A 15701-nucleotide genomic window follows, 5' to 3' on the forward strand; every position below is an offset into this window, starting at 1 on the left:
CCATGGACACCACGATGCTGATCCCGATGTTGGAACGGCTGGGCTGGACCAGCCTGCAGACCGTGCTGCTGGTGGCCCTGGTGTACGGCGTGTGCCGCGCGCTGCCGTCGCTGTCTGCGGCCACCCGCTGCCGCCTGTGGTGGCTGGTCTCGCTGCAGGCCGTGCTCGGCCTGTTCTGGAGCCAGCCGTTGCAGTTGGCCTGGCTGCCGGCCCCGCAGGCGGTGGCGATGACCGCCACCGACGTTGCCGCTGATCTGGTCTACCCGCTGGCGCCGGAAGCCTCGGCGCAGCTGCTGGCGACGATGCCGACGCCTGCAGCGGACGTGCCGGCGGTTGCGTGGTGGGCGGTCGCACTGGCAGCGCTGTGGCTGTCCGGCGTGTTGCTGATGGCCCTGCGCACCTTCGGTGAGTGGCGCCGCTGCCGGGCGCTGCTGGCCGCGGCCTATCCCTGCGAGGACGAAGCGCTGGTGCAGGCCCTGCAGTTGGCCTCCGACGCACACGGCGTGCGCCCTGCACCGCGGCTGTGGATGAGCACGCAGGTGGACGCACCGCAGCTGGTCGGGCCGTTCCGCCCGGTGCTGCTGCTGCCGGCCGGCGACAATGCCCTGCAGGGCGATGCGCTGGACCTGGCACTGACCCACGAACTGCAGCACCTGCAGCGGCGTGACCTGCAGTGGGGCCTGCTGCCCGCACTGGCCCAGCATCTGTTCTTCTTCCACCCGCTGCTGCGCCTGTCGGTGCGCGAATACGCACAGGCCCGCGAGGAAGCGGTGGATGCGGCCGTGGTCGGCCAGTACGGTGCCAGCCGCCAGGCTTATGGCCGCCTGCTGCTGCAGCTGGGCGTGGCACCGCAGCCGCACCTGGGCGTGGCCAGTGCCGCGCCGAACACCACCAGCCTCAAGCGCCGCCTGCTCTCGCTGCAGCCGCGCCGGGCCTGCCCGCGCATCCTGGCGATGGCGCTGACTGCCGTGGTGGTGGTGGTGGGCGTGGCGCCGATGCGACTGGTCGCAGCGCCGGTGCCGCCGGCACCGCCCGCGCCGCCGGCTGCGCCGAAGGCTGTGGTGCCGCCGCCGCCGAAGGCTCCGCCTGCACCCCCGTTGTCCGCGCGTGTGCCGGCCGTGCCGGTGGCGCCGGCGCCGCCCGCCGAACCGGCCAATGTGGAAGAACCGTCCGGTCCTGACGATGCCGACGTAGCCTACGTCGACGATGCCGCTGGCATGGATGAAGACCATGACGGCACGACGTCAACCACCACGTCCATCACCACCTACGGTCGCCTCGATCTGGGCAAGTCGCCCCGGGAGGCCTACGTGCTGGTCGATGGTGATTCGACCTTCGCCAACGGTGGCATCGACGACGTTACGGTGGCCCGCAGGCAGCTCGGCAAGGGCCCGGCGCTGTGGTTCCGCCAGGGCGACAAGCGCTATGTGGTGCGCGACCCGATGCTGATCCAGACCTTGCAGCGTGCCTACAGCGGCGCCGCAGACCTGGGTCGTCAGCAGAGCGAACTGGGCCGCCAGCAGAGTGCGCTGGGTCGCCAGCAGGGCGAACTCGGCAAGCAGATGGGTGAGATGGGGCGTCTGCAGGGCGAGGAGTCACGCCGCATCGCACTGGCCGCCGCCGAGGCAGCGCGCAGCGCGATGGCCGCCCACGACATCAACCGTGAGGCAGCTGCGGAAGCGGCGAATGTCGCACGCGGTGCAACCCGCGATATGGCCGTTGCGCGTGAGGCTGCGCGCGAGGCCGCCGCCGAGGCACGTCGTGCGATACAGGAAGCCCGCAGCGAGGCCGCGCAGTCCGGCCGCACCCGTGAGATGCAGCGTCTGGCCAGCCAGCAGTCTGAACTGGCCAGCCGCCAGGCGGCACTGGGCAGCCAGCAGGCCGCGCTGGGTGAGCGCCAGGCACGCGTGCATGCGCAGGCATCGCAGCAGGCACAGCAGGTGATCGCGCGCGCACTGGCCAGCGGCAAGGCCGAGCAACTCTGATCGGTAGTGCCGGCCGCAGGCCGGCAATGTGGGGTGCCGGCCAGCAGCCGGCACTACCCTGGGTCGATCAACCGCAGCTGGCTCGCTCGATGCGGTTCTGCGCATCCACCTGCACGGTCACGCGGTCCTGGCGGAAGTCCATGGTCACCGCCATGCCGGGCTTGACCACCCGTGCACCGCGCGCGCCGCTGTCAGCCACCAGCTTCTTGATCGTGGCTTCGTCGGCGGTCTTGCCGGTGAAGGCGTCCAGCGCCTCCGGCTTGCATTCGTGCGCGGTATCGGCCACGGGCGCCGGCGTCGGCGTCGGCGCGGGATCGTGGGAGGTGCTGCTGCCAGCGTGACTGCAGGCGGCCAAGGGCAGGATGGCGAGCAGGGCCAGGGGATTGAGGCGCATCGTCGGGCTCCAGGCATGGATGGTGGCGGCAGTGTCACCGCTGCCACCGTCAGGCCGCGTCAACGCTTACTGCCCGACCAATGCCAGCGTCTCGCGCTCGCGCTGTTCCTCGCGCACCAGCCGCTGCAGCAGCAGGGCCAGCGTCACCACGTCCTGGTGATTGTGGTCGGCGACCCGCCGCAGGTTCACCGCATCGCCGCCACGCAGGAAACGCAGCCATGCGCCCGGGGCTTCCGAGCCCGGCAGGTCGTCCTCGCGCACCACGCGCAGCAGCTGGCGTTCGATGGTGGACAGCTTGCAGTTCTCCCACGTGCCGCGATAGCGGCGGCGGGTGGGGTAGAGCAGGTCGACGTGATCCAGTGCGGTGATCGGGCAACGCTGGCGGGCCAGTCGATAGCGTGCCTTCAGCAGTGGCGCATCGTAGCTGCGGCCGTTGTAGCTGCAGAACACGGTGGAGGGCTGCAGCCAGCTGGCGAAGGTGGCCAGCATCGCGTCCTCGGCGGCCATCGTCGACATCAGCAGTTGGCGGATGCGCAGGCCTTCGCCGCGCTGCGGGCAGGCGTGCCAGTCGGCGGCACCGATCATGAAGGCGCGGGTGCCGGTGCCGCCGGCCAGGCCGGTGGTTTCGGTATCGAAGAACAGCAGGTCGCGCGCAGCCACCTGTTCGCCCTCGCGCCGGGCGAAATCCAGCGACAGCGGTTGTGCCGGGATCGCCTGCGGCTGCAGCGATTCGATCAGGAACAGGCCCGGTGCGATCTCTTCGCCGGGCAGCTGGCGATCCTGCGCGCTGGCACGCGCTGGCGTGGCACCGCCGCGCGAGCGCAGGCCGAGCAGGCGATGCAGGCTGCCCACCTCGGGCCGACGCAGCGCGGGCGGCGCCATGGAAGGTGCGGCAGCGCCGGTTGGCTTGTGGCGGATCTCCTGCTCGACCCAGGCGAACACCGAACGCTCGGCTGCAGGCTGAAGTACATCGTTGGCGGCCACCGGCGCCGGCACTTTCGGCGGCGGCTCGGGCGTAGCGGGCGTGCTCGCCTTCGGGTCGCCGGCCTGCTTCCGCAGCAGGCGCAGCTTGTCCAGGCTCAGGCTCACGGCGCCAGCAGCTCCATCGGCTCGCGCGGGGTCACCGCCACATCCGGTACGTGCTGGCACGCTTCGGCATCGAACAGGTCGAGCACCCGCAGTGCCAGCGCGCGCGGCGAGGTGTCATCCTCTTCCTGAGCAGCCAGCACCGGGCCGACACAGGCCGGGCAGCCGGCCTTGCAGTCGCAGCGCTGCACCAGTTCGCGCGCGCGCTGCACCAGCTCGGCCTGGCGCTGCCACAGCGGTTCGCTGAGGCCGACGCCGCCGGGGAAGTTGTCGTACAGGTAGACGGTGGGCACGAACTCCTGCAGCAGCTCGACAACGCCAGGATCGCCCTCGCTGCCACGCAGCTGGCCACGGCCGCTCTGGTCGGCGATCGCGAACCAGGAACCATCGCCGTTGCCCACCGACTTCTGCAGGTCGCGCGCATCGGCCATCACCGCCACCGTGGCGACGATGTGCAGCGCATACGCTGCGCCGAGGAAGCCATCCAGCGCATCCTGCTTGCTGGCGAACGCACGCAGCAGCAGCGCCTGTGGCAGCTGCCACCACACCGCCGTGGTGTGCAGTTCCTGGTCGGGCAGGTTCACCGGGCCGTAGCCGATGTTCTCGTGGGTGTAGTAGCGGATCTTCTTGTAGCCGGCCACGCGGCGTACCACGTGCACTTCGCCATGGTGCGAATCGCCGCGGCCGGCCACGCCACCATCGAAGCGGTCCAGCACCTTGAGCTTGGTGAAGTCGATGCTGTCGGTGTAGTAGTCCACGTGGGTGCGGGTGACGTAGGCCTTGCGGCCGTCCCAGTCCAGCGTCTCCACCTGGTAGGGGGTGGACTGCACCATGTGGATGGCGCCTTCATACAAGGTAAGCGCAGCTGCGGAATAGTCGACCTCGGCGATGATCTGCTGGCGGCCATCGCTGCGGTCGACTACCACGAAGTTGCCGTCGGCCACCGCGCGCAGGCTGACCGCGTTGGCCGGATAGCTGTCGGCGATCCATTCCCAGCGCTCGCCTTCGCGATGGATGACTTCGGTTTCGGCCAGCGCTTCCAGGAACACTTCCGGATCGATCGGGCCGAAGCCGTCGCCGACCCGGAACGGCAGTTCGAACGCTGCGCAGCGGATATGGTCGAACAGGATCAGTGGCTGGTCCGGCGCGATGCGCGCGTGCTCGGGCGAGGCCTCGGCGAAGAAATCCGGATGCCGCACCACGTACTGGTCCAGCGGCTGCGAACTGGCCACCATCACCCCCAGCGCGGGCTGCTGGCGACGACCGGCGCGGCCGAAGCGCTGCCAGGTGGCGGCCACGCTGCCGGGGTAGCCGTTGAGGATGACCACGTCCAGGCTGCCGATATCCACGCCCAGTTCCAGCGCCGAAGTGCTGACGATGCCGTCGATGTTGCCGGCACGCATCGCGCGCTCGGTCTCGCGGCGCTCGGTGGGCAGGTAGCCGCCACGGTAGGCGCGGATGCGCGGTGGCTTGCGCGGGTCGTGGTCGAAGATGTCCTTCAGGTACTTGGTCAGCACTTCCACCATCAGGCGTGTCTGCGCGAACACCAGGGTCTTCAGCCCGGACTTGATCGCGATGCGCGCGATGCGGTTGCTCTGCGATCGCGCCGAGGCGCGCAGGCCCAGGTCCGGATTGATCACCGGCGGGTTCCACAGCAGCACCTGCTTGGGGCCGCTGGGCGCGCCGGATTCGGTGATAGCGGTGACCGGAGCCTCGATCAGCGCTTCGGCATGCGCCTGCGGGTTGCCGATGGTGGCCGAGCACAGGATGAACTGCGGTTGCACGCCGTAGAACGCGCAGATGCGCTTGAGCCGGCGCAGCACGTTGGTGACGTGGCTGCCGAACACGCCGCGGTAGGTATGCACTTCGTCGACGACGATGTAGCGCAGGTTCTCGAAGAACTGCGCCCACTTGGTGTGATGCGGCAGGATCGCCTGGTGCAGCATGTCCGGGTTGGAGACCACGATGTCGCCGTGCAGGCGGATGGCCTGGCGCGCATCGCCCGGGGTGTCGCCATCGAAGGTGAAGGCCTTCACCCCCAGATCGCCAGCGCGGTTGAGTTCCAGCAGTTCGGCCACCTGGTCCTGGGCCAGGGCCTTGGTGGGGAACAGGTACAGCGCCTTGGCCTTGTCCTGCATCGCCGCGCTGACCACCGGCAGGGTGTAGCACAGCGACTTGCCGCTGGCGGTGGGGGTGACGATGGCCACGTGCTCGCCGCGCTGGCTGGCCTCCCAGGCCTCGGCCTGGTGGCTGTAGAGCTGCTCGATGCCACGCGCCTTCAGCGCGGCGGCCAGCGCCGGCGGCACCGACCCGGGAATGGGCGCATAGCGGCCTTCGCGGCCGGGAATGGCAAAACTGCCGGTGATGCGGTCCTGGTAGCGGCGCTGCAGGCGCGCGCTGAGCAGGGCGCCGTCGCGGGCGGGCAGGCCATCGCGGGTGGCGAGCTTCTGCTCGGCATCGGCGGTGCGCTTGGCGAGTTCGTAAGCCATGGAAGATGGAGCCGGGACGGATTGCGAGGGGTTACATGGCACCACACTCACGTCTCAGGATGTGAGACACCGCGCGCGAAGGGCGTGAACCGTTCAGTGCCACGGGTCCGGACGCTGCGCGATTTCCGCGTCAAGCGCCTCGTTGCGGCGGTGGAGCTGCACCATGCAGATCACAAACCGCACCGCGTGCCAGCCCAACGCCAGCAATGCCACCGCCTGCCAGCCAGACGCAAGCGGCCAGCCCAGCGCCAGGCGCTGCGACACCGGCATCCAGGCGACGCCGAAGACCAGCACGCACAACAGCAGGCCCAGCCACGCCAGTTGCCAGAACCCTCCCGTGGGCGGATAGCGCCGTCGATCGCTGGCCAGGCACCATGCCGTGCCCGCGCCCAGCACTGCGCCGTCACAGGCGCGCACATCCAGCAGCATCGAGCGCCCGCGGGAGAATGCCGCAGCGTGCTCCCATTTCTCTGGAAGCTGCACACGCCGGTCATTGCCCAGCAACCACACCCGTGATGTCTGGGCAGTACGCTGGTACGCGCGCAGGCGCCCGCGTACCCGCAGCACGCGCTGCGCTGTCGCAGGGCCGTTGCGGCGAGGGAAGCCCAGCCAGGCCGCAAGACCGGCGATGGCGAGCAACGGCATGGCGAGCAGGCCCGGGACGCCGGTGGCGGCCCACAGCGCCAGTGCGGCAATCACCAGCGGGGACGGACGCAGGCCGGGACCCCGTCGCATCGAGATTTCTTCGGGTGTCTCCAGGCGCTCGCCACAGACGCGGCTGGTGGCTGCATCCGGCCGTGCAGCAGCGATAGTGAAGCCATTGAGACGCACCACCATGGCCACGTGATCACCCAGTACCACGTCAGCTTCATTGTCTTCCGAGAGGTAGGGCCATGCCTGTCTTGGCACCAGCACGGGAATGCCACCCAGGAAGCCGTCACCGACCGGGAAGCTGTTTCGCCACGCCCCGCCGGTGAAGGCTCCACTCAGCCGCTTTATCTGGTCGTCATGGTCGCAGCCGGTCAACGCGCGCACCGGTACCAGTGCCATGTGTTCGTCCGCGCCCAGCGTCCGCAGCGTGCTGCTCCGGCGCAGCGAGGCGATGCCGGCGCGGACACGCGATGTCCATTCGGCGGCGGTCGCGATGACCATCAGGCACACGACCGCCAGACCAACCAGTACTGCCGCGTGCGACATCAGCAGGCGACTGGCCAACGCGGCGGGCGTGTGGAGGGAGCTGTCATCAAGGAGGGCCTTACCGGGAAAACCGCAGGATGCCGTCCCCGCCTCCCGAGGGGAATGAAGTTCGTTGCAAACTTCGGCGCCCAGGCCGCGCAGCGATGATGCGTGACACACCCTGAATGCCCCCGCCGATGCCAACGAAATCTGAAGCCCGCATCCGTATCCTTGTTCACTGGACGCAACCAACAGGGTGGATGGCTGTGGCACGACGTGGAACGCAGGGAATACTGCTGGCCAGCCTGTTGCTGGCGGGCCTCGCGCAGGCGCAGCAGGCAGCGCCGGTAGCGGTGTCCGATCCTGTGCCCGCTCCCCCTGCTGATGCCCCGGCAGCACCTGCCGCGCCGATCTCCACCACCCTGCCGCAGGACAATGTCACCACCCTGGGCGAAGTGCGTGCGCTCAAGCCCGACGACGAACCGCTGGACCTGTACCGCTTCAAGAATCCGGTGAAGTTCGGCGACAACCGCTTCAGCCGCGACTGGAGCGAACCGCCCTCGCCGGAGCAGGTCAGCATGGGCGGCGGCTACATCATGATGGGCGTGGTCAAGGGGGTGATGGCGGCCGCCAAGGGCGTCAACAAACTCACCGGCGGACCTGCGCAGATCCAGGCCGCCGTGGCGCGGCCACCGCCGGAGCTCAGTGCCGAACAGCAGCAGCGTGCGCTGCGGTTCTCCGAGGAGCAGGATGCCGGTGATGCACCGCCGGTGAAGTAGGCCGGTATATCCTGCCGGCTCCCCACCGGTAGGGCTGCCATGTTCCTGCGTTCGATCTGCCTGTTGGCCGCATTGCTGCCGGTCTCCGCCTTTGCGGATGGCATTGCCGATGATGGCGCCTGCCGCAATGGCGCGTTTCCCTCCGAACAGAGCCGGTTCGCCCTGGCACGGGTGATCGATGCGCCCCGTCTGTACCTGCTGGGTGACATGGACGGCTGCCCGGCGAAAGGCGAACCGGCCTGCCGCCAGCGCAGCTATGTGGTCAATGGCGATACCGTGGTGACCGGGCGTGATCTCGGCCACTACCGCTGCGCGTTCTTCCCGAACAAGGTGGGCGGCAGTGCCGGGTGGGTCGACCGCAGCAAGCTGCAGGCGTTGCCGGTGGTGGTGCCAGCGCTGCAGGATTGGGCGGGCGAGTGGAAGGATGGCGACAACGGCCTGAAGATCCGCGTGCAGGGCGGGCAACTGCATGTGGAGGGTGACGCCTATTGGCCCTCAGCCAACCCCACGCCGGAACAGCGTCCCTACGGGCCGAACATGGGCCAGGTGGAAGCGCGGGCGACGCCGCGTGGTGCTGATGTGGAATTCGTCGAGGACACCTGCAGGGTGCGAGTGCATTCGCTGGGTGAGGTACTGATCGTGGCCGACAACAGCGAATGCGGTGGCATGAACGTGCGTTTCAACGGTGTGTACCGGCGCGCGGGCAAGCGCTGACCCCGTGGAAAGGCGCCAACCAAGGTTGGCATCCATCAGGGCAACCGGCCAGTAGATCCACGCCATGCGTGGATGCTCTCCTCGATCCAATCGATGCGGTCAGCGCCGTCGCTCCAGCCACCACAGTAGCGATGCGCACAACACGAACGCCAGCCACCACGGCCAGCGCGAGCCCGGCACGGGTTGCATCACCGACGCGTCTGCAGGCGTGCTGGCAGCCAACGCCTGCGTGGTCGCATCGATCATCGCCTGCCGATGCAGCGTCGGTGCATCCTTCGGGTCGAACACATAGCGCCAGACAACGCGGTCGCCATGCTGCAGGCGCTGCCAGCCTGCCTCACGCGGCCACCAGCCGGCGCAGCGCAGCGCCGATGTCGCGCCATCGACGATCAGGGGTACAGCGTCACCACGTTTGTTGAAGACCTGCAGCGGCGCTCGCACGCCACACAGCGCCTGCCGTTCGCCTGCCCAGCTGATCGGCTGCGGTGACCACAGCGCATCATCGCTGCTCTGTGCGCGCGCCAGCGTGGCCACCACGCTGCTCCAGAGTTCGCCATGGCGGTCATCGCGCCCGGCCAGCACCCAGCGCCAGCTGTCGGTCAGCGGCAGCAGGCCGATGCGGCCCCTGCCAACCGCGCGCCAGCCACCGATGGCATTGCCGGCACGATCGTGCAGCAGCGCGCTGCTGCCCGGCGCCTGCAGCGTCAGTGTCTCCAGCGCTGGCAGGGCGGCACCGTGCGAGCTGCGGTCGGCCTCTTCGCCGTAGCCGGTCGGCAACGTGCCGGCGGCGAGCGGGCCACGGCGTGCGGCGAGGATCGCGCTCTCGCCATCGCCGGGAAGTTCGAGGGTGCGGCTGCTGCCATCGCCCTGCACGGGCAGGCCCAGATCGCGGAGACGCTGGCGCGCACTGGCCGAAGGCGCGCCCGCGCTGCGGACCAGCACGCCCAGTCCATCGCGCAGCGCCTGGCGCACGGCGGCCAGCTGGCCCGCACTCAATGCTGCCAGGCTACGTTCGTCCAGCAGCAGCAGATCGCTGCGCGTGAGTGATGCTGCATCGATCAACACCGGGCCATCGCCGACGCTGAGTCCGGCGCCGGTATCCGCCTGCGCCTGCACACGGATGCCGGCATCGGCCGCCCAGCGGCGCAGGTACTTCAACTCTGGGCCTGGCGCACTGGCGCGCACCAAAAGGCGCGACGGTGCGGCCGGCAGGGTCTGCTGCGGCACCGGGACGCTGTCCAGCACATGGCCGTCGGCATCGAGCAGGCGCAGCTTGAACACGCTGCGGCCTTCGGCGCGGGCGATGCCGCTCAGCTGCACGCGGCCGTCGTCGGCAACGTCCGTGCGATCGACCACGCTGTCGGCCGGGTCGAGCAGTTCTGCTTTCGCCTTTGCCGCGCCACGCGCCTGGGCCAGTACTTCGAAGCGTGCACCGGGGGCCACATCGGCCGGTGGTTGCAGCGCGATCCAGCCGCGCGTCTCAGGTGCGGCCTGCCAACGTACATCCCGCGGCAGCACCGCGTCACGGTCCCGTGCGGCCAGGCCCGCACCGACCAGCGTCAGCGTGGAGGCTGGATGCTGGCGAAGCGCGGTGGCCAGATCGGGAACGCGCTGTGCGCTGGGCACATCGGCAGCTTCGGGCAACAGCAACAGTGGGCCTTCGCTGGCTGGCAGTGCACCCGCCTTGTCGGCCTCGGCGCCGAGCACGACCAGGCCAGCGGCGGATCGCTGATGCGTCGGAGGTACCAGGCAGAAATACAGCAGCATGGCAGCGGCGATCTGCAGCGCGATGCCGATCCAGCGGCGGCCTGGGTGCGTTTTGCTTCCGCGTAGCTGGCGCACGCTGGCGATGACCACTACCACAGCAAGTGCCAGCGCAATCCACAGGTTCGGGCTGGAGGGGGTCATGGCTGCGCCTCCAGCGCATCGAGGTAGCGCTGGCCCATCGCATCGGCCGCACTGCGCCGCATCGCCTGCGGCAGCGGACGTTGCAGCGCCCGCCACAGCTGTGCGCGCAGGCGCAGGCGGCAGTCGTGGCAACCGGGCTCGATGCGCAGCTGCTCGATGGCGGCGGCCAGATCCAGTGCATCGGGCAGGTAGGCGGCGTTGCGTTGCTGCCAGGTCGCGAGCGCATCGAGATCCGGTGCGCCGTTGTCATCGCCGAGGCGTTGCCAGGCTTCAACAATGGCCGGATCCGGCGGCGTGCGCGCGGCCAACGGCAGTTCACGACTGGCCAGTCCGGCGCGATCACCGCTGAGGCGACGGCCTTCATCGATCGGTGGCAACTCCGGCCCGACCCGGGCCAGATAGATGCGTTCGGCCTGCTGTACCTGCTTGATGAAGCCCAGCGCCTTGTAGGCGAAGGGCAATGCCTGTTCCGGACGCCCCTGGCGCAGCTCGCCTTCGGCCGACCACATCTGGTCCAGCGCGGCCTTCAACGTGGCGCGGGTCTGCGGATCGAGCAGGGTCGCCGCTTCGGCGTGGTCATGGGTGTGGCCATACTCGGAGAGCACGTCGGTGTCGCTGCCGAATACCGGTGGCGTATCGGCATTGGCCGGCTTGCCGCCGTGATCATGGCCATGCGCATCGTGCGCGCCGGCATCGGCGCCATGGTCGTGATCGTGATCGTGATCGTCGGCGGCCGGCGTATCGCTGGTGGGCAGGTCGCTGGTCGGCGGTCGCTTCGGCGCACCCTCGCTTTCCTCGCCCAGGAACTGGCCGTAGCGCAGGCGCAGGATGCGCTGGTCGACACCGATCGCATCGCTGCGCTTCACGAAGTCCTCGGCGGCCAGGCCGCGTCGCTGCCGGATCAGGGCTTCGGCATCGATGATGATCTGCCGCTGGCTACGGAAGTACGCAGGCAGGGTCTTCTTGATGCGGCCCTCAAGCTCTGCACCAAGCGCGACTTCGGCGCTGGGCAGGCGCAGGATCACGCTGCTGCTGCGCCCGGTCTGCGGCGTGGGTGCATGGTTGTCGCGCACTTCCAACTGGGCGATCACATCGTTGCCGGGCTGCGCGCCCAGCGCAGCCAGATCCAGGGTATGGGTGAAACGTCGCGCGGTGGCTTCGCCGCTGCCGGCAAGCGTGATGCTGCGCTTCACGAAGGTGATGTTCTCCCCGCTGCCCTGGGTGGTGGTGATCGACAGCGTTGCCTGCGCCGCGACACCGTAATCGTCGCTGGCCTCGAAGCGCAGTGCCCACTGCCGTTGCCCCGGCGTGCCCAGCACCAGGCTGGCCGTGGGCTCCAGTACGCGCACGCTGGGTGCGCGGTCGGCCACCACATCCAGCCGATGCAGGCGGGTCTCTGCCAGTGCCGGTTCGCTCACCACGCGGTACAGCACCGGCGCGCGTGCCACATCCTGCGCCTGCCACTGTCCTTCGTGCTCGCTCAGCGGCAACCGGCGACCATCGTGGAACTGCAGCCATGCCTTGTCCGGTGCACGGTCGAAGCGTAGGGACCAGGACAGCCGGCTATCTGCGGCGACCTTGGCGTCCAGCGCATTCTGGGTAAGCGTGGCCTGGCCGGTATAAGCCGGCGCGTCGATGCGCAGGCGGGTGGACTGCAGGTGCAGTGGGCCCGCGGCAGCCGTGCTGCCAGGTGCCGCCGTACGGGCTGGCGCGGAGAGGGGGCTGGAACGTGGCCAGCCGACTGCCAGTACAACGATGGCCAGGCCTGCGATCCAGCACAACGCCAATGCCCCACGCGGCCAGCGTGGACGCAGCTCCGGCATCGCGCGCTCCAGCGCGGCCAGCACATGCGCACGCTGGCGCTGCTGCAGCGGATTGAGTGTGGCGGCGTCGGCGAACAGCAGGTCGGCGCTGTCCTCGCTGGCACCGCTGCCATCGAGCTGGCGCTGCAGCCATTGCCGGTCCAGCTGGCGGGCACGTGCCGTGGCGAAGGCCGCGCAGGCGAGCAGACTGACCGTGCCAACCACGCAGGCGACATCGAAGCCCGCCAGGCGCAGCGCCAGTACCGTTGCGGCCAGCGCCCACGGCAGGCCCAGCAGAAGGGTGATGAGCGCACGGCGGCGGCGCGCACGTTGCCAGGCGTGTTGCAGGGCATTCATGCGCCCACCCTGCGCCGGGCGCTGCTGGCCATCCAGCGTTCCAGCGCGAACAGCAGCACGATGGCCAGCAACAGCCAAGGCGTCGGCTCTCGCAGCGGCGGTATTGAAGCAGGCAATGCGGCCCGGTGCGGTGCGTGGTCACGTGCATCGCCCAGGCGCGGGGCCGTGGGCGGCTGCAGCGCCAGCAGCAGGGCACGTGGCAGGCGCGGATCTCGCAGCGCGGCGTTGCTGGCGGTATTCCAGTCGCCCGGCAGCGACAGCAGATAGCCGTGGCCGATGCGTTGCTGCCACAGCAGCGGTACGCCCTCGGCGTCGCGCAGCAGGACGCTGGCGCTGGCAGCAGGCTTGCCGGCGGTCACTACATGACCGCCGTCGCGCAGCCACGCCTGCCAGTTCGCCGGCAGTGCATCGCTGCGGCTCCACACGCCGATCTCGCCGCGTTCGGGCAGGGCATCCGCCGACAGCGGAGCGAGCGGTGCCTGCACGCCCCACGCGCGCTGCAGTGCGTTCAACCAGTGCTGGGCAGTGGCGGATGCCTCGCCGTGCACGCGCAGCTGCGGCAGTGCCGCTGCAGTCTGCGGCGGTGTGAACGGCATCGGCTGCGTGTGCCATTGCACATCGCGCGACAGCTGCAGGCGGGCGCCATCCAGGCCGGGCAGGGGATCGGGAACGTGTACGGTCAACGCGGTGCCCGCGGGCAGCTGCGCGTCCAGTTCGCGCAACAGGCTGGGCAGGGATGCGCTGGATGCCGGTGGTGCCTGATCGATGGCGGGGAAGCCAGGTGCCAGCCAGTGCCAGTTGCCCTCTTCGGCGGTGCCGCGCAGTGCGGCGGCGTCCATCCCAGGCGCCACTACCGTCCAGGCAGCGGGGACAGGGGCAGGGCCGGTCAACGCAGGTCGTGCCAGCAGAAAGGCCAATGCAGCCAGCAACATCAGCCGCACCAGAAGCAACGGCCAGTCATCGAAGCGGATGCGCTGGCGCGGCCGGACCTGTGCACGCAGCCAGCGCAGCGCGGCGAAATCCAGCGGCGTATACGGATGGCGCCGGGCCAGATGAATCAACAACGGCAACAGCCCTGCGGCGAGCGCGGCCAGGCCCAACGGGAACAGCAGGATCATGCACCGCCCCCACGCCCGAACAGCGCCTGCAGTGGTTGATCCAGCGGCTGGTCGAGCCAGCCGGTGGCACTGGCGATGCCGCTGGCCTGCAGGCGCGACTGCAACGCGCTGCGTGCGTCGGCGAAGCGCTGCAGGTAGTCAGCGCGGATCGCCGCACCATCGCCCAGCAGTTCCTCGCCGGTTTCCGGGTCGCGGAAGCGATGGCCGGCATCGAACGGGAAGTCGCGCTCGTCGGCGGTGAGGATCTGCAACAGTGCCACTTCGCGGCGTGCGCCGGCCAGCTGTTCCAGCAACACGATGCCGGCGTCGTCGAAGCCGTCGCCGATCGCCAGCAGCAGATCCCCCGGGCGAACGCGCTCCCACAGCGGCCGCAGGCGATCGGCAGCAGGCCAGGCGCCGCGTGCCTGCAAGGCATGCAGTTGCAGATGCACGCGATCACGCTGGCGTGCGCCGTTCGCTGCGGGCACCAGCTGCAGGCCATCGCCATTGATTGCCAGCAGGCCGAAACGATCGCCCTGTTGCAGGGCCAGTTCAACCAGGCACGCAGCCACGCCGCACATGTGGTCCAGGCGCGTGCGTTGCGGTGTCGCGCGATCCACCTGGTTGGCCGAAGCGGTGGCGTCGAGCAGCAGCCAGACCGTGATCGGGCTTTCGCGTTCGGATTCGCGCACGAAGAAGCGGTCCGAGCGCGCATACAGCTTCCAGTCGATCTGGCGCAGTTCGTCGCCGGGCTCGTAGGCACGGTACTGGGCGAATTCGAGACCGGCACCGCGGCTGCGGCTGGCGTGCTGGCCGATGCCGCTCGCCCCGCTGGCCAGGCGCGGCCGCAACCGCAGCATGCGCAGGCGCGCACGCAGTTCCGGTGGCAACGTCAGCGGGGTACCGGCGTTCACGCGAGGATCAACCCGGGAACGGCACGGCCTGCAGCAGCGCAGCGACCACGTCGTCGGCACGCTTCTGCTCGGCCTCGGCGGCGAACGAGAGCAGCAGGCGATGGCGCATCACCGGCGCGGCAAGCGCCTGCACATCCTCGCGGGTGGCGGCGAACCGGCCCTGCAGCAGTGCGCGTGCTTTCGCCGCCAGCACCAGCGATTGCCCGGCGCGCGGGCCGGCGCCCCACTTCACCCATTGGTTGATGGCCGCCGGTGCGCCGTCGCCGGGGCGGCTGGCGCGCACCAGGCGGGTGATCCAGGCCAGCACATCAGGGCTGACATGCACCTGGCGTACCGCAGCCTGCAGCGCGATCACCGCCTCGGCGTCCATCACCTTCGGTACCGCGTCGGTGGTGCCGCCGGTGGTTTGTTCCAGGATCTGCCGTTCCTCGTCTTCGCTGGGGTAATCCACCAGAACGTGCAGCAGAAAACGATCCAGCTGTGCTTCCGGCAACGGGTAGGTGCCGGCCTGCTCGATCGGGTTCTGCGTGGCCAGCACGAAGAACGGCGCGGGCAATGCGTAGGTGGTGCCGGCGTAGCTGACCGTGCGTTCCTGCATGGCTTCCAGTAGTGCGGCCTGGGTCTTGGGCGGGGTGCGGTTGAGTTCGTCGGCCAGCAGCAGGTTGGTGAAGATCGGGCCCTGCTGGAAGCGGAAATGGCGATGGCCGGTGCCGTGGTCTTCCTCCAGCAGCTCGGTGCCGAGGATGTCGCTGGGCATCAGATCCGGGGTGAACTGCACGCGCCGGAACTGCAGCTCCAGTGCCTGGCCGAGCGAGCGCACCAGCAGGGTCTTGCCGAGCCCGGGCGCACCTTCCAGCAGGCAGTGGCCGCCGGCCAGCAGGCCGATCAGCAGCTGCTCGACCACGGTGTTCTGGCCCACCACGGCGCGTGCGAGCGCAGCGCGCAGATCGTGCAGGCGCGGCAGCAGGGAATCGAGGTCGGGGGAGGTCATGGGCGTGCA

Annotated in this window: 12 protein-coding genes; 3 read left to right on the forward strand and 9 right to left on the reverse strand. The window is 69.5% G+C overall.

The features are described from left to right. Nucleotides 1–2: 2 nt before the first annotated feature. A complete protein-coding gene (locus ACW5IY_RS00360) occupies nucleotides 3–1985 on the forward strand; it encodes a M56 family metallopeptidase (RefSeq protein WP_049436197.1) in 1983 nt (660 codons plus the stop codon). 67 nt (nucleotides 1986–2052) lie between these two features. Here the strand turns inward: ACW5IY_RS00360 and ACW5IY_RS00365 are convergent, their stop codons facing one another. The 4 genes from ACW5IY_RS00365 to ACW5IY_RS00380 all read right to left on the reverse strand — a co-directional run bounded on the left by ACW5IY_RS00365 (nucleotide 2053) and on the right by ACW5IY_RS00380 (nucleotide 7169). Then, on the reverse strand, nucleotides 2053–2379 hold the full coding sequence (locus tag ACW5IY_RS00365) for an I78 family peptidase inhibitor (protein ID WP_049436198.1): 327 nt from the start codon (nucleotides 2377–2379) through the stop codon (nucleotides 2053–2055). A 66-nt stretch (nucleotides 2380–2445) separates the two neighbouring features. Continuing rightward, nucleotides 2446–3468: a ribonuclease H-like domain-containing protein gene (locus ACW5IY_RS00370; RefSeq protein ID WP_049436200.1), complete on the reverse strand. Its 1023-nt coding sequence runs from the start codon at nucleotides 3466–3468 to the stop codon at nucleotides 2446–2448. After that, a complete protein-coding gene (locus ACW5IY_RS00375; RefSeq protein ID WP_049436203.1) occupies nucleotides 3465–5954 on the reverse strand; it encodes a DEAD/DEAH box helicase in 2490 nt (829 codons plus the stop codon). The genes ACW5IY_RS00370 and ACW5IY_RS00375 overlap by 4 nt, the downstream gene beginning before the upstream one ends. 93 nt (nucleotides 5955–6047) lie before the next feature. Beyond that, nucleotides 6048–7169, reverse strand: coding sequence for a hypothetical protein (locus ACW5IY_RS00380; protein WP_457326868.1), 1122 nt, complete (start codon nucleotides 7167–7169; stop codon nucleotides 6048–6050). 221 nt (nucleotides 7170–7390) lie between these two features. Between ACW5IY_RS00380 and ACW5IY_RS00385 the strand changes: the two genes are divergently transcribed. After that, nucleotides 7391–7909: a hypothetical protein gene (locus ACW5IY_RS00385; RefSeq protein ID WP_049436206.1), complete on the forward strand. Its 519-nt coding sequence runs from the start codon at nucleotides 7391–7393 to the stop codon at nucleotides 7907–7909. A gap of 39 nt (nucleotides 7910–7948) precedes the next feature. After that, the gene (locus tag ACW5IY_RS00390) at nucleotides 7949–8623 is read left to right on the forward strand and encodes a hypothetical protein (protein ID WP_049436208.1); all 675 of its coding nucleotides are present in this window, start codon (nucleotides 7949–7951) and stop codon (nucleotides 8621–8623) included. Between the two features lie 99 nt (nucleotides 8624–8722). On the opposite strand, the gene ACW5IY_RS00395 is transcribed toward ACW5IY_RS00390, so the two are convergent. From ACW5IY_RS00395 to ACW5IY_RS00415, 5 genes are read right to left on the reverse strand one after another with little or no spacing between them, the layout of a single operon-like run. Further along, nucleotides 8723–10531, reverse strand: a complete 1809-nt coding sequence (locus ACW5IY_RS00395; RefSeq protein WP_049436209.1) for a hypothetical protein — start codon at nucleotides 10529–10531, stop codon at nucleotides 8723–8725. Then, nucleotides 10528–12690, reverse strand: a complete 2163-nt coding sequence (locus tag ACW5IY_RS00400; RefSeq protein WP_049436211.1) for a hypothetical protein — start codon at nucleotides 12688–12690, stop codon at nucleotides 10528–10530. Before ACW5IY_RS00400 ends, ACW5IY_RS00395 begins: the two co-directional genes overlap by 4 nt. After that, entirely contained in the window at nucleotides 12687–13808 is a 1122-nt protein-coding gene (locus tag ACW5IY_RS00405; RefSeq protein WP_049436213.1) for a BatA domain-containing protein, read from the reverse strand. The genes ACW5IY_RS00400 and ACW5IY_RS00405 overlap by 4 nt, the downstream gene beginning before the upstream one ends. After that, nucleotides 13805–14701, reverse strand: coding sequence for a DUF58 domain-containing protein (locus ACW5IY_RS00410; protein WP_049436214.1), 897 nt, complete (start codon nucleotides 14699–14701; stop codon nucleotides 13805–13807). The genes ACW5IY_RS00405 and ACW5IY_RS00410 overlap by 4 nt, the downstream gene beginning before the upstream one ends. Nucleotides 14702–14708: 7 nt before the next feature. After that, nucleotides 14709–15692: an AAA family ATPase gene (locus ACW5IY_RS00415; RefSeq protein WP_043400821.1), complete on the reverse strand. Its 984-nt coding sequence runs from the start codon at nucleotides 15690–15692 to the stop codon at nucleotides 14709–14711. Nucleotides 15693–15701: the final 9 nt, after the last annotated feature.

The sequence above is a fragment of the Stenotrophomonas sp. C-A genome, from assembly GCF_054030835.1.

Excerpts from the sequence above, each read along its gene's own strand:
- ACW5IY_RS00390 (WP_049436208.1), top strand. The coding sequence starts at position 7,949 with ATGTTCCTGCGTTCGATCTGCCTGTTGGCCGCATTGCTGCCGGTCTCC.
- ACW5IY_RS00395 (WP_049436209.1), bottom strand. The coding sequence starts at position 10,531 with ATGACCCCCTCCAGCCCGAACCTGTGGATTGCGCTGGCACTTGCTGTG.
- ACW5IY_RS00365 (WP_049436198.1), bottom strand. The coding sequence starts at position 2,379 with ATGCGCCTCAATCCCCTGGCCCTGCTCGCCATCCTGCCCTTGGCCGCC.
- ACW5IY_RS00405 (WP_049436213.1), bottom strand. The coding sequence starts at position 13,808 with ATGATCCTGCTGTTCCCGTTGGGCCTGGCCGCGCTCGCCGCAGGGCTG.
- ACW5IY_RS00400 (WP_049436211.1), bottom strand. The coding sequence starts at position 12,690 with ATGAATGCCCTGCAACACGCCTGGCAACGTGCGCGCCGCCGCCGTGCG.
- ACW5IY_RS00375 (WP_049436203.1), bottom strand. The coding sequence starts at position 5,954 with ATGGCTTACGAACTCGCCAAGCGCACCGCCGATGCCGAGCAGAAGCTC.
- ACW5IY_RS00385 (WP_049436206.1), top strand. The coding sequence starts at position 7,391 with ATGGCTGTGGCACGACGTGGAACGCAGGGAATACTGCTGGCCAGCCTG.
- ACW5IY_RS00415 (WP_043400821.1), bottom strand. The coding sequence starts at position 15,692 with ATGACCTCCCCCGACCTCGATTCCCTGCTGCCGCGCCTGCACGATCTG.
- ACW5IY_RS00360 (WP_049436197.1), top strand. The coding sequence starts at position 3 with ATGGACACCACGATGCTGATCCCGATGTTGGAACGGCTGGGCTGGACC.